Raw genomic sequence first — 20,827 nt, 5'->3', positions numbered from 1 at the left:
CGGCGGCCGGCACAGCCAGGTCCCGGACCCCGGACCCCGAAGTTGACGTAGGAGAGGGACAACCACATGCGTGACGCGTATCACGAGGAACTTGACTCGATCGGAGACGGCCTGGTCGAGATGGCCCGGCTCGTCGGGTCGGCGATCGGGCGCGCCACGACGGCGATCCTCGACTCCGATCTGAAGCTGGCCGAGAGCGTGATCGCGGCGGACCAGAGGGTCGACGATCTTCAGCACGAGCTGGAGGCGCGGGCGATAGCCCTGCTGGCCCGCCAGCAGCCGGTGGCGACGGATCTCCGTATCGTCGTCACCTCGCTCCGTATGTCGGCCGACCTGGAGCGCTCCGGCGACCTGGCCCAGCACGTGGCCAAGCTGGCCCGGCTGCGCTTCCCGGACCGCGCCGTCCCGCACGACCTGCACGCGACGATCCTGGAGATGGGCCAGCTCGCCCAGCGCCTGATGGCCAAGGCCGCCGAGGTCATCATCACCAAGGACGTCGACCTGGCGATGCAGCTGGAGCAGGACGACGACGAGATGGACCTCCTGCACCGCACGCTGTTCCAGCACCTGCTGGACGACAAGTGGCAGCACGGCATCGAGACCGCCGTCGACGTCACCCTGCTCGGCCGCTACTACGAGCGCTTCGCCGACCACGCCGTGTCGGTCGCCAAGCGCGTGGTCTACCTGGTCACCGGCGAGCACGCCGACGAACTCCAGCAGGACATCCAGCCGGTCACGGGGGTGGAGGGGGCGTAGCTCTCCCCGAGCGACAGCCGGCCCCGAGCCCGGGCTCCCCTCCCCTCCCCTCTCCCCTTTCCTCCCCTCCCCTTCCCCTCTCAACTTCTCTCCTCCCGTCCCTTCCCCCTCCCCGGCGAGGGTGAAGGGACGGGTTCGGTTCCCGGCCCGCCCCGCGTGGGATTCGCCTCCCCGGCGCGCGGGACGCCTCAGTGCGCCGTTGATGCGCCCGCCCGGGTGGGCATGAGATGGGCGACAGGAACTGTGCGGCGCAGCGTGCCTCGCACGCTTCCGTGCCTGAAGGAGGGACCCATGGCCGAATCCCCCAGCACGCCCGACCCGACGCGGGACCGCGACACCCAACAGCCCGCCGAGATCAAAAGTCTCCCTTTGTTCGGCGCCTGCGGCTGCGGCTCCGGCTGCGGCTGCGGCTGCCAGTCGGGCAATCCCTGCCAGTGCGGCTGATCTACGTAGGTACAGAAGGGCCCCGTCATCACGACGGGGCCCTTCACACTCACCGACGTGCCGACCGGCACCTCCGCCCAGATCGCCCCGGCGGCGGAATCGGGGCGACACGGCGGCTGAGGGCTCGTACTCTCCGGACCTGAGAGGGACGGGAGGGCGATGACGGAGTACTTCTTTCTGGTGTGCGACGAGGTGCCCCGGCAGACCGCCGAGGGGGCCGTCGTGGCTCCTCGTGACGTGGGAGCACACGCGGAAGCCAGGCAGCACGGGTGAAGCGCCCCGTCCTCTTCCTCGATGTCGACGGCCCCCTCATCCCGTTCGGTCCGTCATCCGGTCGGGAGCGGATTCCTGACCCGGGCTCCGAAGCGTTCCCTGGTCCGGGGAATCCGCTGCTCGGGCGGCTCGACCGGTCCGTGGGGCCGCGTCTGTCGGCGCTGGGGTGCGACCTGGTGTGGGCCTCGACATGGATGGACGAGGCGAACGAGTCCGTCGGCCCACGGATCGGGCTGCCTCGGCTGCCCGTGGTGGAGTGGCCCGAGGACTCCCCCGACGACGGCCCTCGCGGCCTGCACTGGAAGACCCGCACCCTCGTGGAGTGGGCGGACCGGCAGCCGTTCATCTGGGTCGACGACGAGATCGGCGCCGTGGATCGGCTCTGGGTCGCCGCGCAGCACCAGGGCCCTTCGCTGCTTCACCGCGTCGACCCGGCCGAGGGCCTCAAGGACGACGACTTCTCCGTGCTCACCGACTGGCTCCGCACGATCCTGCCGGACTTCGCCTCGGGAACGGACGGCTGCGAGCGGTGAGAGGTGAACGCTGAGCGGTGAACGGCGAGCGGCGAGAGGAGGCGTCTCAGTCCAGTCTCTTCCCCATGCTCGCTGAAAACTTCTCCGTGTCCTTCGTGTGCCACCACTCGAAGAGGTGGGTGTGCACAAGGAACCCGAGGTAATTCAGGGTGTCCTCGGCGAGGTCTCCGCTCACCAGGCTCGCTTCATGGCCCTGGTAGTCAAGTGAGACTTCCCAGAGCTGCCCCGAGACGCCGACCCGGATCTTCAGAAGCAGTTCCGGGTAGACGGACGGCACCTTCACCTCAAGGACTTCAAGAGTGGTTCCTCCCCCCTGTCTCTGGAGTCCTGAAAGCCTTTGGGCGAGTGCATCCCTCACTTGCTCCGGCGTGGCCATATGGGTCCTCTCAGGCGGCGATACGTGGGCCGTGCGCTCCGAACCGGCGACCGTGTACCACTTACGTGATGGCCAGTTGGGATCAGCGGAGACATCCCGAGCGAGATCCCCAATGGCGTTGTGCTGGTCGGAATGGGTCCTCAACGACAGCTCCCGAAGGGTTGCGAAGATGCTCCGGGCCGAAGGCCGGCAGGCGCCGCCGGGCCTCATCCGCTTCGTGCGGCCCGCCAGGCTCGTCAGTGAGGGGGCGGCGGACCGAACGCCGAGATCACGCCCCGGCTGAAGGGCCCTCCCCCGGCGACACCACGAACGCCCGAACAAGCAAGAGGAGCACCACGGGACAGGCTTGCTCCTCTTACTCTTCGGCGCAACGCGCCGCCCGATGGTCGCGTCGCGAAGCAGCTCCTTCTTCCCTCTCCCTCCGCAGGTTCGAACCCTGCTGGGGGCACACGGTTGAAGGCCCCGGGCCGATCATGGTCCGGGGGCTTTGACGATGCCGTGGCGGAGGCTTCAGCTTTCGCTCCGGTGCCGCCGGTTGATCAGCATGGCGTGTGCGGCCAGGGCGAGACAGACAGCAACCGCTGCAAGGCGGGTCATCGTCCATGCTGTCTCACCGACTGGCCCTTGCAGGGAGACCTCGGCTCGCAGTCGAGCCGACGTCTCCACGACAGCCAGCAGCGGGATCATCAGCCGGAAGGGGAGGCCGCGAAGTCCAGGATTGCGTGCCAGGTTCCCCATCAGTCCCAGAATGGGCCCGACCACCAGAGCGACTGCACCCCATGCGAGCGTCGCCGACAGGACCCCGGCCCAGGTGGCGTCCGAATGGACCACATAGTAGGCGGCGACAGCCGCTGCCAGGGACGCTGCAGCCACGGCGGCGGACGCGACCCTGGATGCGACGGCGAGGCCGGCGAGGAAGGCGAGGGCCGACCAGGGCCATGCCTCGTTCAGGACGAGATACGTGGCACGGCCTGCCGTGGAGGCGTTCGTCTCAAGAAGGCGGGTGAGAACTCCGAGTGCCGCACCGGCCGCTAGCGCGGCCGCGGGTGCCAAGATGAAGGAGCGTGATGAGATCACGGCGTTCCACAGAGTCCTTTTCGGTAACCAGGCGACTGAGACCCGGCCTCTGCACGAGTTTACGGCCGTCGTCGTCAAGGGTTCACGGCTCCTGCTCGCTCAACCCCGACCGGTGAGGTCAATGGGATATGAGGCGCTGGGCGATTGACTGATGTGATGCGGCGGTTCCCTTGCCGGAACAGCGAAGTGTTCACCGTGTCGCTCGCTGGCCAGACGGCGGGGCGAGCGACACGGCAGCTTCCCTGCGCTCACTGACGAAGGGGAAGCGGGGGCGAAGCGAAGGGCCGGCAAGTCGATGCCGAGCTCGACCGCGGTCTGCTTGCCGGCGCGGACCAGCGCGATGGCACGTGCCCGGAACTCCGGAGGATAAGGGCGAGGCATGACTGCCAGCCTTCCGTGAAGGACTGTCAGTCAGCCACCAGAACTGGAACCCAGGACCTGGGGCAGGTCAACCTGTCACCCAACGATGCAGCGGACCCAGCCCGCTCTCGCGAAGGCAGGCGTCATCCCCAAGGCCAAGAGCCGCGAGCACGCCGCCGCTCGGGAGCACGGCATGCACGCGCTCCGGTACTTCTACGCGTCCGTGCTTCTGGACGCCGGGGAGAGCATCAAGGCCCTCGCGGAATACCTCGGGCACTCCGACCCGGGCCTGACGCTGAAGGTGTACGCGCACCTCATGCCGAGCAGCCGGGCCCGGGCCCGGGCCCGGGCCCGGAAGGCTCTCGGGCAGGCTCTCCGGCCGCAAGATCACACGGGCTGGGGTTCCAGAGAGGTTCCACAGCACGAAAACGCCCCCGATCTGCACCGTTGGCGCAGGTCGGGGGCGTGATCACCTTCTCTACTTCTTCTTGCCCTGGTTCTTGACCGCCTCGATCGCGGCCGCGGCCGCGTCCGGGTCGAGGTAGGTGCCGCCCGGGTTGAGGGGCTTGAAGTCGGCGTCCAGCTCGTAGGAGAGGGGGATGCCGGTGGGGATGTTCAGGCCCGCGATGTCGGCGTCGGAGATGCCGTCGAGGTGCTTGACCAGGGCGCGCAGCGAGTTGCCGTGGGCCGCGACCAGGACCGTACGACCGGTGAGGAGGTCCGGGACGATGCCGTCGAACCAGTACGGAAGCATGCGGACGACGACGTCCTTGAGGCACTCCGTCTGCGGGCGCAGCTCCGGCGGCAGCGCCGCGTAGCGCGGGTCGTCGAACTGGGAGTACTCGGCGTCGCGGTCGAGCGCCGGCGGCGGGGTGTCGTACGAGCGGCGCCACAGCATGAACTGCTCCTCGCCGAACTCGGCGAGCGTCTGGGCCTTGTCCTTGCCCTGAAGGGCGCCGTAGTGACGCTCGTTCAGGCGCCAACTGCGGTGGACCGGGATCCAGAGGCGGTCCGCGGACTCCAGCGCCAGCTGCGCGGTGCGGATCGCGCGCTTCTGGAGCGAGGTGTGGACCACGTCGGGCAGCAGGCCGGCGTCCTTGAGCAGCTCACCGCCGCGGACTGCCTCCTTCTCGCCCTTCTCGTTGAGGTTGACGTCCACCCAACCGGTGAACAGGTTCTTCGCGTTCCATTCGCTCTCGCCGTGGCGGAGGAGGATCAGCTTGTACGGTGCGTCGGCCATGGCTCCGAGCGTAATCGAACCCCGCGACCCCTCGCGCCCTAGGCCATCAGTCGGACACGGGAACCCCCGCCCGGCTGTCCCGCACCCCCTCCGCGGCCCTTCAGTTGACGGCATCTGTTAATCGAGTGGCCTTCCGAGGCAGCCCGATCGTAAGTTGTGATCACCGCCCGAGCTGCTTACATCCGTGGGGGATCCATGCCACACACCGTCCTGAGACGTGCCGTCCGGGAGACCGTCTCAGGACTCCCCCGCGAGTTCTGGTGGCTGTGGACCAGCACACTCGTCAACCGGCTCGGGGCCTTCGTGGCCACCTTCATGGCCCTGTACCTGACTCTCGACCGCGGCTACTCCGCCTCGTACGCCGGTCTGGTCGCGTCCCTGCACGGCCTCGGCGGCGTGGTCTCCTCCCTCGCCGCCGGAGTGATGACCGACCGGTTCGGCCGGCGGCCCACGCTGCTCGTCGCGCAGGTGTCGACGGCCGGCTCGGTCGCGCTGCTCGGCTTCATGCACCACCCGGTGGCCATCGCCTCGGTCGCCTTCCTGGTCGGCATGGCCAGCAACGCCTCCCGGCCCGCCGTGCAGGCGATGATGGCCGACATCGTCCGGCCCGAGGACCGCGTCCGCGCCTTCTCCCTCAACTACTGGGCCGTCAACCTCGGTTTCGCCGTCTCCTCCATGGGCGCCGGTTTCATCGCCGAGTTCAGCTACCTCGCGGGCTTCCTCATCGAGGCGGGTATGACTCTCGTCTGCGCGCTCGTCGTCTTCGCGAAGCTCCCGGAGTCCATGCCCGTGCGGATCGCCAAGGAGACGGAACCCGCGGTCGGGCTCGGGACCGTGCTGCGCGACGGACGGTTCATGAGCGTCGTCGGGCTGTCGTTCCTCGTCGCCCTGGTCTTCCAGCAGGGCTCCGTCGGACTGCCGGTCGCCATGGGCGCGGCCGGCTTCACCCCGGCCGACTACGGCACGGCGATCGCCGTCAACGGCGTACTGATCGTCGCGCTCCAGATCCCGGTCACCCGTTTCATCGAGCACCGGGACCCCAAGCGCCTGCTCATCATCTCGTCGGTGCTCGCCGGGTACGGGTTCGGGCTCACCGCCTTCGCCGGGTCGGTGGCGGTCTTCACGCTCACCGTCTGCGTGTGGACCCTCGCGGAGATCGTCAACGCGCCGACGCAGACCGGTCTCGTCGTCCGCCTCTCCCCCGTCCACGGCCGGGGCCGCTACCAGGGGATGTACACGCTCTCCTGGGCTCTGGCCGCGCTCGTCGCGCCCGTGATGTCCGGCGTCGTCATCGACCGCTTCGGCGCGGCCTGGCTCTGGGGGCTGTGCGCGGTGGTCGGTACGGCGGCGGGGCTCGGGTACGGGCTGCTGATGCGGCGGCTTCCGGCGGAGGAGTCCGTGCGGGAGTCCGGACGGGAGCCCTCCCGGGTTGTGGCGCGAGAGCCCTCCGGGGTGGTTGCGGGGGAGTCCTCCAGGGTGGTGGCTCGGGAGCCCTCCGGGGCGGTGGCTCGGGACTCCGCGGTCGAGATCACCCCGGCCGCGACCAGGATCGGCCCCGTGGTGGAGGCCGGTACGGCACCCCAGGCGGAGGCCACTCCGGCCTGACGGCGGCCCGGTGGGGCGGAGGCCACGCCCGCCTGACGGCACCCCGGAGGCCCGGAGGGCACGCCCCCTTGACGCCGCCCCAGCCACCCCGGCCGCCCGGCACCCAAGACACCCAAGGCACCCAAGGCACCCAAGGTGGCGCAGGCCATTCACCCGGCCCGGACACCCGGCCACCCCGGCCGCCCCGCCCCCTCCGTGCGGCCACCACCCTCAGGGATGCATCCGCGCCCCCTTCACCGCCTTGTCGACCGCGTTCCGCGGCCCGTACACCGCGATTCCCACCAGATCCAGGTCGCCGCTCGGCACGGCGCGTACGGCCGCGCGGTTGTCCCGGTCGTTGCCCGTCGTGAACAGGTCCGACGTGAAGACCGATCGCGGCAGCGCCCGGGACAGCGCGCGGCCGTGGGCGGCGGTCAACGTCTCCTTGGACCCCTCGAGGACCAGCACGGGCTGCCGGAACATCGGGAGGTAGGCGACCCCGTCGGCATCCTCGTACGGCTCGCCGACGACCTCGGGGACCGCCGTCCCCAGGCCGCTGACGAGGAAGGCGGTCACATTGAGCCGCTGCCAGGTCTCCAGGTCGTCGCGCAGGACGACGGCGATCTTGGTGTCGAAGCGGACGGGCACGTCGTCCGAAGGGCTCACGCCGCTCGCACCGGACGGGCTGTTGCTGCTCACGCTGCTCATACGAAGAGACTGCCGACCGGCGTACGCCCTGGTCTTGTACGTTCTTTGCATGGCCCCCCAGCGCGAGATGTCCGCGTGGCGCCCGAGCATCCCGGGCGTCGTCGAGGTCTTCCACGCGCACTACACCGAGTACGCCTACCCGATGCACGTGCACGAGGCCTGGACACTGCTGATCGTCGACGACGGCGCCGTCCGCTACGACCTCGACCGGCATGAGCACGGCACACCGCACGACACGGTGTCACTGCTGCCGCCGCACATCCCGCACAACGGTGCCCCGGCCACCGAGCACGGCTTCCGCAAACGGGTCCTCTACCTCGACAGCTCGCGCCTGGCCGACGACCTCATCGGGCCGGCGGTGGACGGGCCCGATCTGGTGGATCCCGTGCTGCGGCGCCGGGTCGGGCAGCTGCACACGGCGCTCGCGCACCCCGGGGACGAACTGGAGGCCGACAGCAGGCTGACGCTGATCGCGGAGCGGCTGCGCGGCAGGCTGAGCCCCGGCCCGGCCCCGCGGCCCCCGCGCCCCGACCGGCCGCTCGCCCACCAGCTGCGCGAACTCCTCGACGAACGGCTCGTCGAGGGGATCGCCCTCGACGAGGCCGCCCGGCTCGTCCACGCCCACCCCGCCCACCTGGTCCGCGCGTTCAGCGGCGCGTTCGGCATCGCCCCGCACCAGTACCTGATGTCCCGCCGGGTGGACCGCGCCCGCCGACTGCTGCTCGACGGGCGGCCACCGGGCGAGGTGGCCATCACGACCGGCTTCTACGACCAGTCCCATCTCACCCGCCATTTCAGGCGGTTGGTGGGGGTGGCTCCGGGGCGGTACGCACGGTCGTGAGCGAGCCGGTGGTGTACGGACGGTCGTGAACGGTCCGGTGGCGCAGGGAAGGTCGCGCCCGGTCCGGCCCAGAGGTCGCGCTGGGCCTCGTACAGATTGCGCGGCCGTACGACGTCCGTCGTCCCGTACAGCTCCAGGCGGGAGTGCAGGTCGCCGGTGAAGTCGGGTACGTCGATCTGGTCGAACTCGGTGACCTCGTTGATGCCGACGGTGGCGCTGCGGGGGGCGAGGCCGTCGATCTTCATCAGGCCGGCCCGGCCGTTGGTGACCCGGATGTTCCAGTGGGTGAAGCGGGCGCCGAAGAGCGGTCCGGCGGAGGCGTCGCCGCCGTGCCGACCGTCGTTGTTCACGGTGATGTCGGTGCGGACGTCGGCGAACGGCAGCCCGCGGTGCGAGTCGAAGGTGCCCATCCGGAGGTCACCGCGCGACCAGACGTTGTACGAGGACAGGCCCTCGACGTTGATGCCGTGCAGCTGGGTCCCGGCGGGCGCGGGGACCGTGCGCTCCTCGACGGTGAAGTCCTCGATCAGGTTGTCGTGCGAGCCCTCGCGGCAGAAGTACGGGTGGTGCGAGCCGCGTCCCGCGACCCTCGTACGGCGCAGGGTGCAGGCGGAGGCGGCGACGAGCCCGAATCCGTTGTCGACGTGGCGGACCGTGACGTCGTCCACCCAGCAGTCATAGGCGCACTGGAGGACGACGCCGTTGTAGCCCTTGTCGAGGAGGTGCGGGGACTGCGGCGTCTCCACGGCCTCCAGGGTGAGCCCCTCCACGCCGGAGCCGGTCAGCTCCTCGACGTGGGTGGTCAGCCGCGGGTCCCACTCGGGGCGCACGTCGAGCGGGAGGGGGCGTTCGAGGGTGACCCGGCGGCCGCGCACGCGGGCGACGCGGACGGGCCACTCGTAGGGGACGTACGAGGTCAGTTTGGTCTTGTCGTCCCAGTGGTACGCCTCGGGGCCGGGTCCGCCGCCCGACATGTGTTCGAGGAGCGTGTGGTCGGCGTCGTCGGCAAGGCGGAGCAGGACGAGCGTGCCGGGGCGCAGTTTCGAGGCGTCCGCGACGGTCACCGTCCAGGAGCCCTGGCGTGCGGGCTCGACCGTCGTGAGGGTCCGCCAGGCGTCGCGCGTGTTGCCGGTCCAGCCCTCGAAGGGCCATGCCTTGGCCCTGACGGCCGCGACGAGGGAGTCCCAACGGGCCGTGGGGGCGAGCCAGATGAGGCCGCCGGCCCAGGACCAGGACGACTTGTCGCCGCCGTAGCGGGAGCCGTAGACACCGATCAGCTCGGTGAGGTTCTTGGTCGCGTACAGGGTCGTACGGCCGCTGCCAGCACCCCGGAGGACCACGTTCGAGTGACCGACGCGGATCAGGTCGTCGATGCGGAACGTCCCGGGCGGGATGGTGACCGTGCCACCGCCGGCCCTTCCGGCAGCGGCGATGGCACGGTTGATCGCGGGCGCGCAGTCCGTGGTGCCGTCGTCGGCGACGGCACCGTGGTCACGGATGTCGGTCACCACGGGGCGGCGGGGCAGGCGCGCGGCCCCGCGGTGCGCGCCGGCCCTTCCGACGTACGGGATCTGCGGGTGGGTGAAGGGGGAGCGGGTGAACTCGCGCCAGAGTGACGGGACTTCGCCGGGCCGGGCGAGGGCGCCGGGCGCACCCCCGGATGGCGCGACGGCCGTCCCTCGACCGGGTGGTGGTGCTGCCGCCGTGGCCCCCGGCGGGGCGGCGGCCGTCGCCGTCGCCGTGCCGGTCACGGCGACGGCCGCCACGGCCGTGGCGCTGCCGAGCAGGGCCCGTCTGGTGATCCCCGCGTGTCCGTGCCTGTTGGTCATGCCCGTCCGCCCTTCCATGCGACTCTCATGCTCTTCATGGATATGAACGACGTTCAGATCTGCGTCGGCGGCGAGCATGCCACGACGACCCCCGGCACGGAAGGGGTCGTGCAATGCCTGAACCGTGGAGGGCGAGAATCAGTTGGCGGGACGCTGGGTCAGATGCGTGAACGCGTCCAGATTGCGCGTCGACTCGCCGCGGGACACCCGCCAGGCGTACTCCTTGCGGATCGCCGAGGCGAAACCGAGTTCCAGGAGGGTGTTGAAGGAGCCGTCGGCGGCTTCGAGGACGGAGCCGAGGAGACGGTCCACCTCCTCGGGGGTGACGGCGGTCAGCGGAAGCTTGCCGACCAGGTAGACGTCCCCCAGGGGGTCGACCGCGTAGGCGACGCCGTAGAGCTTGAGATTGCGCTCCAGAAGCCAGCGGTGGACGGCTTCGTGGTTCTCGTCGGGATGGCGGATCACGAACGCGTTCAGCGACAGCGAATGGCGGCCGACGATCAGCGAGACCGTCGTCGAGAGCTTGCGGGTGCCGGGCAGTTTCACGACGTACGAACCCGCCCCGGGGCTCTCCCACTCCAGCTCGGCCTCGGTGAGGACCTGCTCGATGATCGACGCTGCGTCAGCCATGAGGGGAGCGTACGTGACCCGTGTCAGGCGTGACGTGCCCGCACCCGGCGCCGGTGGTCCTGCGTCGCCGCCGTGTACACGTCCGCCGTCGCGGCGGCCGCGGTGTCCCAGCCGAACTGCTCCGCGTGGCGCGCCGCGGCGGCACCCATCCGGGCCGCGAGGGTCTCGTCGTCGGCGAAATCGCGCAGCACGCGCGCGTAGTCGGCGGGATGGTGGCCGGGGACGAGGAAGCCGGTCTCCTGGTGGCGGACGGCCACCGGCAGGCCGCCGACCTCGGCCGCGAGGACGGGGGTACCGGCCGCCTGCGCCTCGATGGCGACCAGTCCGAACGACTCGCTGTACGAGGGCATGACCAGCACGGACGCGGCACGGAACCAGTCGGCCAGCTGCTCCTGCCCGACGGGCGGCCGGAACCGAACGACATCGGCGATGCCCAGCCGCGCGGCCAGCTTCTGGAGCCCCTCCGGCTTGGCGAGCCCGCTGCCGCTCGGACCGCCCACCACGGGGACGACGATCCTGCGGCGCAGCTCCGGCCGCTCGTCGAGCAGCACGGCGACCGCGCGCAGCAGCACGTCCGGGGCCTTCAGGGGCTGTATGCGGCCCGCGAAGAGGGGGATCAGGGCGTCCTGCGGGAGGCCGAGCCGGGCGCGGGCGGCGGCGCGGCCGTCCGCGGGGCGGAAGCGGTCGAGGTTGACGCCCGGGTGGACGACGGCGACCTTGCCGGCCTCGGCCTGGTAGTGGCGGACGAGTTCGTCGGCCTCCTCCGCGGTGTTCGCGATCAGGCGGTCGGCGGCGCGCACGATCTGGGTCTCACCGATGACACGGGCGGCGGGCTCGGGGGCGTCGCCCTCGGCCAGCGCCGCGTTCTTGACCTTGGCCATGGTGTGCATCGCGTGCACCAGGGGCGCGCCCCAGCGCTCGGCGGCCAGCCAGCCGACGTGGCCGGAGAGCCAGTAGTGCGAGTGCACGAGGTCGTAGTAGCCGGGGCGGTGACCCGCCCAGGCCTGCATGACGCCGTGCGTGAACGCGCAGAGCTGGGCCGGCAGGTCTTCCTTGGCGAGGCCTTCGTAGGGTCCCGCGTCGACGTGCCGGACGAGGACGCCCGGGGCCAGCTCGACGGTCGGCGGGAGTGCGGCCGTGGTGGCCCGCGTGAAGATCTCGACCTCGATGTTGATCGCGGCGAGCCGCTGGGCGAGTTCCACGATGTAGACGTTCATCCCGCCCGCGTCGCCCGTACCGGGCTGGTGCAGGGGCGAGGTGTGCACGGAGAGCATCGCGACGCGACGGGGCCTGCGGTGCAGCCTGAGCCGTGAGGGGGCCGCCGGTGAGCGACGCCCGAGCCTGCTGACGTACTGGCTCACGTGGCGTTCCTCCTCGCTGCGGGCATGCCTTTCGGAGGACGTGTCACGCCCTCCAGGAGATGGAACGCCGGAGGTCTCCGCTCCATTTCCTCTTTGCCGAATCATTACCGCCTATCGCTCAACCGTTCGACCCAAAGGTGCGTCTGCCTCCCTGCCCACCGGGTTTTCCACAGCGGCATCGGGGCCGGCCGCCGGTCGTCCACAGACTCACCCGGTACCCGGCGGGGCCGCCTACTCTCGTACGCATGACAAGCCGCGCAGCGTCCCTCCCCCACTCTCGGCCTCGCCCGGGCGGGAGCACCCCCATCGTGGGGACGGTGACGCGCGGGACGACGAATCCCAACCGCCTGCGCCGCATGGACCGCTGGATCGCGGCGGTGCACGGCGCCGAGCTCCGCAGGACGCCGGAGCCGGTGGCGATCGACCTCGGTTACGGCGCGGCGCCGTGGACCGCGGTGGAGCTGCTGACCCGGCTGCGCACCACCGCTCCCCGCACCCGCGTCTTCGGCATCGAGATCGAACCGGCCCGGGTCGCCGCCGCCCGCCCGTACGAACGCGAGGGCCTCGCCTTCCGGCACGGCGGCTTCGAGGTCCCGGTGCCGGGCCGCCCGCACCTGATCCGCGCGGCGAACGTGCTGCGCCAGTACGACGAGGAGCAGGTCGCCGAGGTCTGGCAGCGGCTGCGCGCGCGGCTCGCACCGGCGGGCCACGGCTCCCGGGGCGGACTGCTCGTCGAAGGGACCTGCGACGAGATCGGCCGCCGGCACGTCTGGGTGGCCCTCGGCCCGGAAGGCCCGCGCACGGTCACCTTCGCCACCCGGCTCGGCTCGCTCGACCGCCCGTCCGACCTGGCCGAGCGGCTGCCGAAAGCCCTCATCCACCGCAACGTCCCGGGCGAGCCCGTGCACGCCTTCCTGCGCGACTTCGACCGCGCCTGGGCGGCAGCCGCGCCGTACGCCGCGTACGGCGCCCGGCAGCGCTGGATACGCACGGTCCGCGACCTGACGGCCGACTGGCCGGTCACGGACGGGATCACCCGCTGGCGCCAGGGCGAAGTGACGGTGCGCTGGGAGGCGTTGGCCCCGCGCACCTGACCGGCCACGACAGCGGTCGGCCCGGAGGGGAGTGGCGGACCCGACCGGTCGGAGAGGCGAAACCTGGCGGCGCGTGCGCCGCGGGGAACGATCTCGATGAGTCGCACGTCACACAGGCCGGGGGGCGAGGTCGTCATGCCGAAGCGGGCCCGCGGGAAGGGAGTTCATGCCCGCCCGCAGGCCGGGGGGAGGGAGTTCTTGCCCGACTCTGTCGCATTGCGCGTCGGCATGGCACGATCCCCCGAGGCGTCCGTAAGTTACTGACGGTAAATCAGTTTGGGGGCGGAGCAATGGGATCCGGCAAGCGGAGCCTGACCACGGCGGCCATGGCCCTGGCCTGCGCATGTGCCTGCGCGGTGCTGGCGACACCAGGGGTGGCCTACGCGAGCCCGGCACCGACACCGGCGCCGACCAGAACCCCCACGGCGACCCCGAAGCCGGTGAGCAACAAGGACCTTGAAGCGGTCCGCAAGAAGCTCGAGAAGCTCTACCACGACGCGGCGGTCGCCACGGACGCGTACAACGCCGCCGAGGAGAAGGCCCAGAAGCAGTCCGCCGAGATCGTCGACCTGGCCCGGGAGATCGTCAAGGGCCAGGCGAAGCTGGACAAGTTGCAGGACCGCGCGGGTGCCGCGGCCCGCGCGCAGTACCGGGGCGGCGGGCTGCCGCCCGGGGCGCGGCTGTGGCTGAGCGACGACCCGCAGGAGTTCCTCGACGGCGCGGGGCGCGTGCGGCAGGGCGAGCACGCCACCAAGGGGCTGCTGGGCGAGATGACGCGCACCCAGCAGGACTTGGAGCAGTACGAGAAGGACGCCTCCGCGCAGTGGCGGAAGCTGGAGACCAACCGCAAGGCCAAGGCCGAGGCCAAGAAGAAGATCAAGCAGCGGATCTCCGACGCCGAGAAGCTGGAGTCCCAGCTGGAGCAGAAGGAGAAGGAGCGGCTGGCGAAGCTGGAGGAGGAGGCCGCGCACCAGGCGCAGTCGGTCTGGCTGAGCTCGGGTGTCCTCGCGGACATCAAGAGCGAGGCGTCCGAACAGGGCAGGAAGGCCGTGAAGTACGCGACCGACCAGATCGGCAAGCCGTACGAGTGGGGCGCGGAGGGTCCGAAGACGTTCGACTGCTCGGGGCTCACCTCACAGGCCTGGGCGTCCGCCGGCCACCCCATCCCCCGCACCTCGCAGGAGCAGTGGAAGCAGCTCAAGCACGTCGACGTCGAGGACATGCGCCCCGGCGACCTGATCATCTACTTCGACGACGCCAGCCATGTCGGGATGTACATAGGAGACGGCGCGGTCGTGCACGCTCCTCGCCCCGGACGGACGGTGACGATCGCGGGGGCGGGTTCGATGCAGATCCTGGGTGTCGTACGGCCGGACGCGTAAGGCGCCCGGAGCGGACACAGCGGGCCCGGCCGGCCGTCGAGGGCGGGCCCGGAGGACGGGCGGGGGCTGCCGCTCCCGGCCTGCGCACGGGGCGGGGCGGGGGCTGCCGACTCCTCGGGCCTGCACGCGGGTGGGGCGCGCGCAGCGCGGTGCGCGTGACGCACCGCACGTGACCCACCGCACGGTTGCCCCGCCCGCGCAACCTCGGGGACGTGACCTTCGTCATCCCTGGCAGAAGCGCGTCCTGTCCAAATGCGTTACGGGATGCGGCATATGACGGTGGCCCTTCGCCGGGCGCCGCGCCGTACGCCATTCCGTTGCGGCACCGGCGGACGCTATGGTCCCCGTCGGTGGGTCGAGGTCCTTCGCCCACCACGCCCTCGGGGGGAGGGAAGGAACCCAGACGATGCCCGTACCCGTACCGCGGCAGAGAGCGATCCCGGCCGTGGAAAGTGGTCAGGCTCGAGCCGTGTTCTCACCCGGCGGCCCATCCGGAGACATCACCGGCGGCCACGCCGGGGCTGCACCGGAACCTCGTGCCACGGCCCCGGTCCCGAGCACCACCAATCTGACTCTCCTGGTCATCGAAGACGACCCGGCGGGTTCGCTCGGTGTGCCCGAAATGCTCGACGCGGCCGGCAAGCCGATCCGGATCCGTACCGCCCGCAACCTCACCGAGGCCGAGCGGCTGCTCACCGACGACGTCCACTGCATCCTGCTCGACCTCGCGCTGCCCGCGCCGGGCCGGGCGGCGGACAGCGCCGACGAGCTGGCGACGCTCAAGCACGTGCTGCGGCTCGCGCCCGGGCACGCCGTCCTCGCGCTCACCGCGTCCGGCGACGCCGAACGCGGTGCGGAGGCGGTGCGCGTCGGCGCCCAGGACTACCTCTTCCGCGACGAGCTGGACAGCCGGCTGCTGAGCCGCGCGATCCGGTACGCGGTGGAACGGAAACGCTCCGACAAGGCCGAGCGACGACTCACCGAGTCCAAGCTGCGCGCCCAGGAGAACGCCCGTCTGGAGCGCGGTCTGCTGCCGACCCCGCTCCTGGAGGGCTCCCCGCTGCGGTTCGCCGCGCGCTACCGTCCGGGCCGCTCCCGCGCCCTGCTCGGCGGCGACTTCTACGACACCGTGCGCACGGCCGACGGCACGGTGCACGCGATGATCGGCGACGTCTGCGGGCACGGGCCCGACGAGGCGGCGCTCGGTGTGGAACTGCGCATCGCCTGGCGCGCTCTGACGTTCGCGGGCCTGTGCGGCGACGAACTCCTGTCCACGCTGCAGCAGGTCCTGGAGCACGAGCGCGAGAGCGACGAGATCTTCGCGACGCTGTGCACGGTGGACATCGCGCCGGACGGCCGTCGCGCCGGGCTCTGCCTCGCCGGTCACCCGTCGCCGCTGATCGCCCGCCCGGGCCGGCCCGCGAAACTGCTGCCGTACGAGAACAACGGCCCCGCGCTCGGTCTGCTCCCGAACGCCCGCTGGCCGCGCATGCAGGTGGAACTGGGTGCCGCGTGGAGCCTGATGCTCTACACCGACGGCCTGATCGAGGGCCACACGGGCGTGGGCAAGGAACGCCTGGGCCAGGACGGCATGGTGGAGATGGTCCGCCGTCAGCTCGCCCAGGGGCTCCAGGGCGAGGAGTTGCTGCGCGCGGCGGTGAACGAGGTGCGCGAACTCAACGGCGGGGAGCTGGCGGACGACGTGGCAGTACTGCTGCTGGACCGGACGCCGTAGCGCGCTTTGGCTCCCGGTCCCGTGCCGGGGTCGTGTGAACGCCCGCTTCCGGGGCCCACGCCCGGGCGTGGTGTGGCTTACCTGCCGCCGTTGTACGGGCCGTACGGGCCGTCGCTGCTGCTTCCGCCGCGGCGGCCACGGCCGCCGCCGGAGACCTGGCGCAGCGCGGGGCGGACGTCGACGAAGAAGACGATCGTGGCGACCAGGCCCGCGATCTGCAGGAAGAGCATCGGCACGAGGAGGTTCACAGCCACCGTGATGCCGAGGATGATCAGCCAGAACACCTTGTTCTGCTTGTCGGCGGCGCGGTAGGCGTCCTCGCGGGCCACCGCGGCCATCACCAGCGCCACCACGGCGAGCACCAGCATGGCCGTGAAGATCAGCCACATCAGGCCGCCGAATGCCGTCATCAGCACAATGCCCACCGCCCGGGTCGAGTCGTCTCTACGGCCACCGTACCCGGAGAACGGGCCGGGAACTCCGAGAGTGCCCGGCCCGTCCGCGTAAGGCGGAGTTGTCTTGCCGCCGCTCGCCTACTTCGCGGGCGGAGTCGTCTTCTTGGCGACCGGCTTGCGGGCCGGGGCCTTCTTCGCCGGGGCCTTCTTGGAGGAAGCGGACTCGGCGGCGACCGCCGGCTTCTCCTCCTCGTTGACCTCGACCGTCTCGGTCTTCGGCTCGACGGCGATGGCGAGCTCCTCGATCTCCTCGGCGGCCTCGCCGCGCCAGGTCCGTACGGTCTGCTCGCCGTGCTCGGCGACCTTCTCGTACGTCTCCCGGGCCTTGACGGCGTACTCGGCGGCGACGCCGACACCGCGCAGGGCGAAGTCCTGGGCGGACTCACCGAGCTTCTTCAGGTCGGTGTCGAGGGTGCTGAGGAGTTCCGTCACCTTGGTCTGCAGGCTCTCCTGCGCCTCCTTGGCGCGGGCGGTGGCCTTCTCCTGGACGGCGTTCGGGTCGATGTTCTTCACGGTGTCGATGCGCGCCGGAGCCTCGGCACGGATCTGCTCCACGATGCCGGGGACCTTCTTGGCCTGCTGAACAGCCAGGTCGGCGGTGCCGGCCAGGAAGTAGAGCGGGGTCGGGTCCGTGGCGGCCTTGCGGATGTCGTCGGTGATGGCCATGGCGATGGTCCTCCCGTGATCGCTTTCAGCTGAGGGTTCGGTGATCCGCATGCGGTCAACTCGCGGTCTGCTGCGGACCGGCATCGCTGCCGTCGGCCGTGCGGGGGCCGCGGACGGCGGTGTCCTGTGAAGGCTGGGCGCCCGGTATGTCCTGAGCCACGGGTACGTCGGCGCCGCGACCTTCTTCGGTCCCGGGCACCTCGATGCCGTGAGCGGTCTCGTCCGCCGGCGCGATCTCGAATCCGTTCTCCTTGCGGAAGGACTCGTAGATCTGGAGCAGCACCTGCTTCTGCCGCTCGTTCAGCGTGGGATCGGCGAGGATGACGGCACGCGTCTCGACCTCGTCCCGGTCCCGCTCGGCGTCGAGAATGCCGGCCCGCACATACAGCGTCTCGGCGGAGATCCGCAGCGCCTTGGCGACCTGCTGGAGTACCTCCGCGCTCGGCTTGCGCAGCCCGCGCTCGATCTGGCTCAGATACGGATTGGACACCCCGGCGGCGTCGGCGAGCTGTCGCAGCGACAGCTGCGCGCTGCGCCGCTGTTCCCGCAGATACTCACCAAGATTGCCGACGTTGAGCGATGCCATGCCTCCACCTTGCCGCACCATCGCTAACTATTGCAAGCACCTGCTTGCAAAAGTGTGTCACGCCACTCCGCGCGACCTCTGAGCCTGAGCAAGATAGTTGTCACTTGAGCAGGACAACTGTCACCGCTCGGCTTGGCGTACTCCCGTGCAGGCGAGGACTGCGCTGGCGTCGTCGGCGAGGAAGAGCATGAAGGCCCACGTCCGGCCCGGTGAGAAGATGCAGCCGATCCTGACCTGAGCAGCTTCGAGCCGGGTGAGGATGTCGACGGTGGACGGCAAGGCGAGAGTCTCAGTACCTCGCTTCCTCGCCCGTCGGAGGCGAGCCGCGTAGACGCCGGCAAGCGACTGACTGGGAACGCGGCCGTCCCATACGACGAAGTCGCCTCCGTCGAGAAGCGCCGCTCTGGCGGGTTCGCAGGCCGTGGTCTGGTCGCCCAGCATCTCGGCGAGTTCCGCCCGGTCCATCTGTCGTCCTCTCTCGTGCGGTCCCGTTGTCCGCTCAGTCGTCGAAGTGGAGCTCAGGTCGGGTCCAGAGGGTGAGGTCACTGCTGGTGGCGACCGCAAGGGTCAGGCCGGAGGGCGCGAATCCGGCTGCGCGGAGCTCTGAGTACTCGGAGTGGAAGATGTGCCACCACGTCCCTCCTGCCGGGCCTTTGTGGGAACCGCCGTCGGCGGAGAGGATGACGCGGTCGTGGGGCCACTCGGGGCTGACGACGTCCAGGGTCCAGCCGTCCGGCGTGGTGCTGTGCAGGCCGCCGCCGAAGAGTCCGGCTACGCGCACGGGGACGCCTGCGATCGGGCCGAGCCCGGGGCAGGTGAGGTCCGGGTGGGCGTCGGGGGTGCTCGTTTCGGGGTCAGGATCCCTGTCGCGGGCGATCTTCTCGCCGGTGACCGCGTCGAAGAGTCCATGGCCGTCGCTGGACACGACCATGACGAGGTCGTGGCCGCTGTCGGGATGGACGGCGAATCCGATACCGAGGAGGCCCCCGATGGGCGTCCTGCGGTCCAGCACCGGCTGCCACGGCTCCGGGGCTGGCAGGACGGGCGCGGCGAGATAGCGCTCGCGCAGCTTCTGCTGGTACTCCGTGATCAACTCGTCTCCTCGGTGCGATTCGCGTCGAGGGTCTCTCGCGCAGCGGCCCACGTCGACTCGAATTCTTGGCGGGCAATCTCGGCAACGCCGTCCGCTTCTCGCCAGCCGTGCAGGGTGCCTTCCGCGAGGACGCCGTACTGCCGCTCGTAGGAGGCCATGGCCGCGAGGTCGCCGCGGTCGCGGATCTCGATGACCTCCGCCAGCGAGGCTGCGGTCACGGGCTGACGCTGAAGTCCTTGCAGGTTGACGTGCCGTAACGCCCATTCCTCGTCGTCGAGTTCAAAGTACGACCAGATTTCGCTCTCGTCGTCGTAGGTGCGGATCCAAGTCGTCACGCTCGCATGATCTCTCGGTGAGAAGACGATGCATCCGGCAGGACGCACGGGCCAGCTGCTTCCCGGCTTGTCCACAACTGGATCACGCCATGTGACTCGATTCAGGATGGCTCCGAGAGGCACGGCGATAGCCCTCCGTGGTCGACTTCCCTTGCCCGCCCGGTTGGATCGGGCCACGGGCGATGATCTGGTGCATCGGAGCCATCTGGTTGAAGTGGTTCATGACGACGATCCGCAGCGGGAACGAGATCCAGGCTTTACGCCGGAGATAGAGCGACAGGGCTTGGTCGAGATCGCTGGCCTGGTGAATGAGTGGCAGCATGCGCTCGCGGGCCTGCTCTTCGTCGTCAGCGTCAAGGAGATGTTCGGCGATCCCGAGAACTGCCCCCATGAGCAACGGGTCCAGTGGAGGGTCGGTGAAGGGGCGGGAGCTGTGCTTCTTTCCGGGTCTGCCCCGGAGGATTGTCACGCGGGCATGGCGTTGCCCGGCGTCGTGATCAAGTGCCTCCGCGAGGGCTGGTGTTGCGGCGAGGGGCCGGGCCGCCGGCCAGGACAGGAACACTAGGCCGAGCAACGCTCTGAGGTCGGCGAAGTAGTCAGCGACAGGGATCAGCCAGCCGACGCACGGTGTCATCTCGGGGCCGATCGGGTTGAGGAGATCCAGAAGTCGCTGCTGGAGGCCGAGCAAGTGTTCCAGTGTCTGTGCGTCGGGAAGGCCTTCGGGAAGCGCACCGTCGGGTTCGGCGAGTTGGACACCGCAGGCGGGTTGAAGGCGCCCGACGGTGCGCGGGGCGGTGGTTGTCCGGCACTGAGTGGGGTGCAGGTCCTCGTCCCAGGGACGGGCGATGATGCTGTTCATCTCGACCGTGTGAACGGGTTGTCGGCAAGCGGGGCAACTGACTCGCAGCAGGCGACGGTGCTTGGTGCAGGCGAAGACGGGTGGGAGGCGCCAGAAGCGTTGCCAGGATCCGCCATGAAGCTGCTGGATCTCGCTTCCGTCCCCGACGAGGCATTGCGGGCAGTAACGAGGAGTGCGGGTTAGCAGCCAGGCGTTGTTATTGACCATCCTCGCGGCGCTCTTGCGAGGGGTGAACTTCTCGTCCAGTGGCCCGTATCGCTCGGCGAGCGAGGAGGTCAACAGACGGCTGACCTCCTCGGGGGCGAGTCGGGTGGATCGGGCGAAGGCCCGAACCTGTTCGGGTCCTAGATCGTGAAGAAGGCGGATGGGAACGCGGAAGAGCACGTTGTCCTTGCGATGGCCGGTCAGCCCGGTGCGGACGGCGACCATACCGGGGGACGTACCAAGTCGGTGAGCAAGGCGGAGGATGTAGCCGCTCAGCGTCTCGTCCGACAACGGGTCGAGGCCGCGAGGAAGAGAACGCATGCCTTCATGGTGCTCTGCTTGCTGCGGGCGCACACGCTTTCGCTGGTGCTGAGCCCGGCACCCCGAGTCCCACACAGGGCTGGGC

The 20,827-nt window shown here is 70.3% G+C and carries 21 protein-coding genes and 1 pseudogene; 8 read left to right on the top strand and 14 right to left on the bottom strand.

All coding sequences use genetic code 11. From position 1 onward, the window contains the following. Positions 1–66: 66 nt before the first annotated feature. Both phoU and ACFWBT_RS19320 read left to right on the top strand, forming a co-directional pair. Positions 67–756: a phosphate signaling complex protein PhoU gene (gene phoU / locus ACFWBT_RS19325; RefSeq protein WP_266760065.1), complete on the top strand. Its 690-nt coding sequence runs from the start codon at positions 67–69 to the stop codon at positions 754–756. Between the two features lie 713 nt (positions 757–1,469). Beyond that, positions 1,470–2,006 carry an HAD domain-containing protein gene (locus tag ACFWBT_RS19320; RefSeq protein ID WP_385701773.1) on the top strand — a complete coding sequence of 179 codons (537 nt, stop codon included), beginning with the start codon at positions 1,470–1,472 and terminating at the stop codon, positions 2,004–2,006. 46 nt (positions 2,007–2,052) lie between these two features. Here the strand turns inward: ACFWBT_RS19320 and ACFWBT_RS19315 are convergent, their stop codons facing one another. Together ACFWBT_RS19315 and ACFWBT_RS19310 are read right to left on the bottom strand one after the other, a co-directional pair. After that, positions 2,053–2,382, bottom strand: coding sequence for a hypothetical protein (locus ACFWBT_RS19315; RefSeq protein ID WP_385701770.1), 330 nt, complete (start codon positions 2,380–2,382; stop codon positions 2,053–2,055). A 510-nt stretch (positions 2,383–2,892) separates the two neighbouring features. Then, positions 2,893–3,435, bottom strand: a complete 543-nt coding sequence (locus ACFWBT_RS19310) for a DUF6518 family protein (protein WP_385701768.1) — start codon at positions 3,433–3,435, stop codon at positions 2,893–2,895. Positions 3,436–3,937: 502 nt separating this feature from the next. Here ACFWBT_RS19310 and ACFWBT_RS19305 point away from each other — a divergent pair. Then, positions 3,938–4,288: pseudogene (locus tag ACFWBT_RS19305) on the top strand (hypothetical protein); the annotation flags it as partial. 9 nt (positions 4,289–4,297) lie between these two features. On the opposite strand, the gene ACFWBT_RS19300 reads toward ACFWBT_RS19305, so the two are convergent. Next, complete coding sequence (locus tag ACFWBT_RS19300) at positions 4,298–5,059, bottom strand: phosphoglyceromutase (RefSeq protein ID WP_356464136.1); 762 nt, start codon at positions 5,057–5,059, stop codon at positions 4,298–4,300. A gap of 195 nt (positions 5,060–5,254) precedes the next feature. Here ACFWBT_RS19300 and ACFWBT_RS19295 point away from each other — a divergent pair, with 195 nt between their 5' ends. Beyond that, complete coding sequence (locus ACFWBT_RS19295) at positions 5,255–6,664, top strand: MDR family MFS transporter (RefSeq protein ID WP_385701764.1); 1,410 nt, start codon at positions 5,255–5,257, stop codon at positions 6,662–6,664. A 210-nt stretch (positions 6,665–6,874) separates the two neighbouring features. Here the strand turns inward: ACFWBT_RS19295 and ACFWBT_RS19290 are convergent, their stop codons facing one another. Further along, positions 6,875–7,402 (bottom strand): DUF2000 family protein, encoded by a 528-nt coding sequence (locus ACFWBT_RS19290; RefSeq protein WP_385701762.1) that lies wholly within the window; start codon positions 7,400–7,402, stop codon positions 6,875–6,877. Between ACFWBT_RS19290 and ACFWBT_RS19285 the strand changes: the two genes are divergently transcribed. Then, entirely contained in the window at positions 7,401–8,192 is a 792-nt protein-coding gene (locus ACFWBT_RS19285; protein ID WP_385701760.1) for an AraC family transcriptional regulator, read from the top strand. The genes ACFWBT_RS19290 and ACFWBT_RS19285 overlap by 2 nt on opposite strands. Here the strand turns inward: ACFWBT_RS19285 and ACFWBT_RS19280 are convergent. The 3 genes from ACFWBT_RS19280 to mshA all read right to left on the bottom strand — a co-directional run bounded on the left by ACFWBT_RS19280 (position 8,117) and on the right by mshA (position 12,012). Further along, the gene (locus tag ACFWBT_RS19280; RefSeq protein WP_385701757.1) at positions 8,117–10,039 is read right to left on the bottom strand and encodes a glycosyl hydrolase family 28-related protein; all 1,923 of its coding nucleotides are present in this window, start codon (positions 10,037–10,039) and stop codon (positions 8,117–8,119) included. The genes ACFWBT_RS19285 and ACFWBT_RS19280 overlap by 76 nt on opposite strands. Positions 10,040–10,159: 120 nt before the next feature. Then, a complete protein-coding gene (locus ACFWBT_RS19275) occupies positions 10,160–10,651 on the bottom strand; it encodes a YbjN domain-containing protein (protein ID WP_266760114.1) in 492 nt (163 codons plus the stop codon). A 23-nt stretch (positions 10,652–10,674) separates the two neighbouring features. After that, positions 10,675–12,012: a D-inositol-3-phosphate glycosyltransferase gene (gene mshA / locus ACFWBT_RS19270; protein ID WP_385701754.1), complete on the bottom strand. Its 1,338-nt coding sequence runs from the start codon at positions 12,010–12,012 to the stop codon at positions 10,675–10,677. A gap of 308 nt (positions 12,013–12,320) precedes the next feature. On the opposite strand from mshA, the gene ACFWBT_RS19265 reads away from it, so the two are divergent. The 3 genes from ACFWBT_RS19265 (at position 12,321) to ACFWBT_RS19255 (ending at position 16,223) form a co-directional block, all read left to right on the top strand. Continuing rightward, positions 12,321–13,106, top strand: a complete 786-nt coding sequence (locus ACFWBT_RS19265; protein WP_385701752.1) for a class I SAM-dependent methyltransferase — start codon at positions 12,321–12,323, stop codon at positions 13,104–13,106. A 290-nt stretch (positions 13,107–13,396) separates the two neighbouring features. Beyond that, complete coding sequence (locus ACFWBT_RS19260) at positions 13,397–14,488, top strand: NlpC/P60 family protein (RefSeq protein WP_385701748.1); 1,092 nt, start codon at positions 13,397–13,399, stop codon at positions 14,486–14,488. Positions 14,489–14,894: 406 nt separating this feature from the next. After that, entirely contained in the window at positions 14,895–16,223 is a 1,329-nt protein-coding gene (locus ACFWBT_RS19255) for a PP2C family protein-serine/threonine phosphatase (RefSeq protein WP_385701746.1), read from the top strand. Between the two features lie 77 nt (positions 16,224–16,300). Here the strand turns inward: ACFWBT_RS19255 and ACFWBT_RS19250 are convergent, their stop codons facing one another. The 7 genes from ACFWBT_RS19250 to ACFWBT_RS19220 all read right to left on the bottom strand — a co-directional run bounded on the left by ACFWBT_RS19250 (position 16,301) and on the right by ACFWBT_RS19220 (position 20,742). Further along, positions 16,301–16,639 carry a DUF2516 family protein gene (locus ACFWBT_RS19250; RefSeq protein ID WP_385701744.1) on the bottom strand — a complete coding sequence of 113 codons (339 nt, stop codon included), beginning with the start codon at positions 16,637–16,639 and terminating at the stop codon, positions 16,301–16,303. 117 nt (positions 16,640–16,756) lie between these two features. Further along, positions 16,757–17,344 (bottom strand): hypothetical protein, encoded by a 588-nt coding sequence (locus ACFWBT_RS19245; protein ID WP_385701741.1) that lies wholly within the window; start codon positions 17,342–17,344, stop codon positions 16,757–16,759. A 55-nt stretch (positions 17,345–17,399) separates the two neighbouring features. After that, positions 17,400–17,930 carry a helix-turn-helix domain-containing protein gene (locus ACFWBT_RS19240; RefSeq protein WP_385701739.1) on the bottom strand — a complete coding sequence of 177 codons (531 nt, stop codon included), beginning with the start codon at positions 17,928–17,930 and terminating at the stop codon, positions 17,400–17,402. Positions 17,931–18,050: 120 nt separating this feature from the next. Further along, positions 18,051–18,395 (bottom strand): hypothetical protein, encoded by a 345-nt coding sequence (locus ACFWBT_RS19235; protein ID WP_385701738.1) that lies wholly within the window; start codon positions 18,393–18,395, stop codon positions 18,051–18,053. A 34-nt stretch (positions 18,396–18,429) separates the two neighbouring features. After that, complete coding sequence (locus tag ACFWBT_RS19230) at positions 18,430–19,023, bottom strand: hypothetical protein (RefSeq protein WP_385701736.1); 594 nt, start codon at positions 19,021–19,023, stop codon at positions 18,430–18,432. Further along, positions 19,020–19,358, bottom strand: a complete 339-nt coding sequence (locus ACFWBT_RS19225; protein WP_385701734.1) for a hypothetical protein — start codon at positions 19,356–19,358, stop codon at positions 19,020–19,022. The genes ACFWBT_RS19230 and ACFWBT_RS19225 overlap by 4 nt, the downstream gene beginning before the upstream one ends. An 82-nt stretch (positions 19,359–19,440) precedes the next feature. Further along, positions 19,441–20,742: a TniQ family protein gene (locus tag ACFWBT_RS19220; RefSeq protein WP_385701732.1), complete on the bottom strand. Its 1,302-nt coding sequence runs from the start codon at positions 20,740–20,742 to the stop codon at positions 19,441–19,443. Positions 20,743–20,827: the final 85 nt, after the last annotated feature.

The sequence above is a fragment of the Streptomyces sp. NPDC060027 genome (genome assembly GCF_042737005.1).
Lineage (GTDB): Bacteria > Actinomycetota > Actinomycetes > Streptomycetales > Streptomycetaceae > Streptomyces.
Note: the sequence above shows the minus strand (reverse complement) of the source record. Positions and strands in the feature narration are given on the sequence as shown.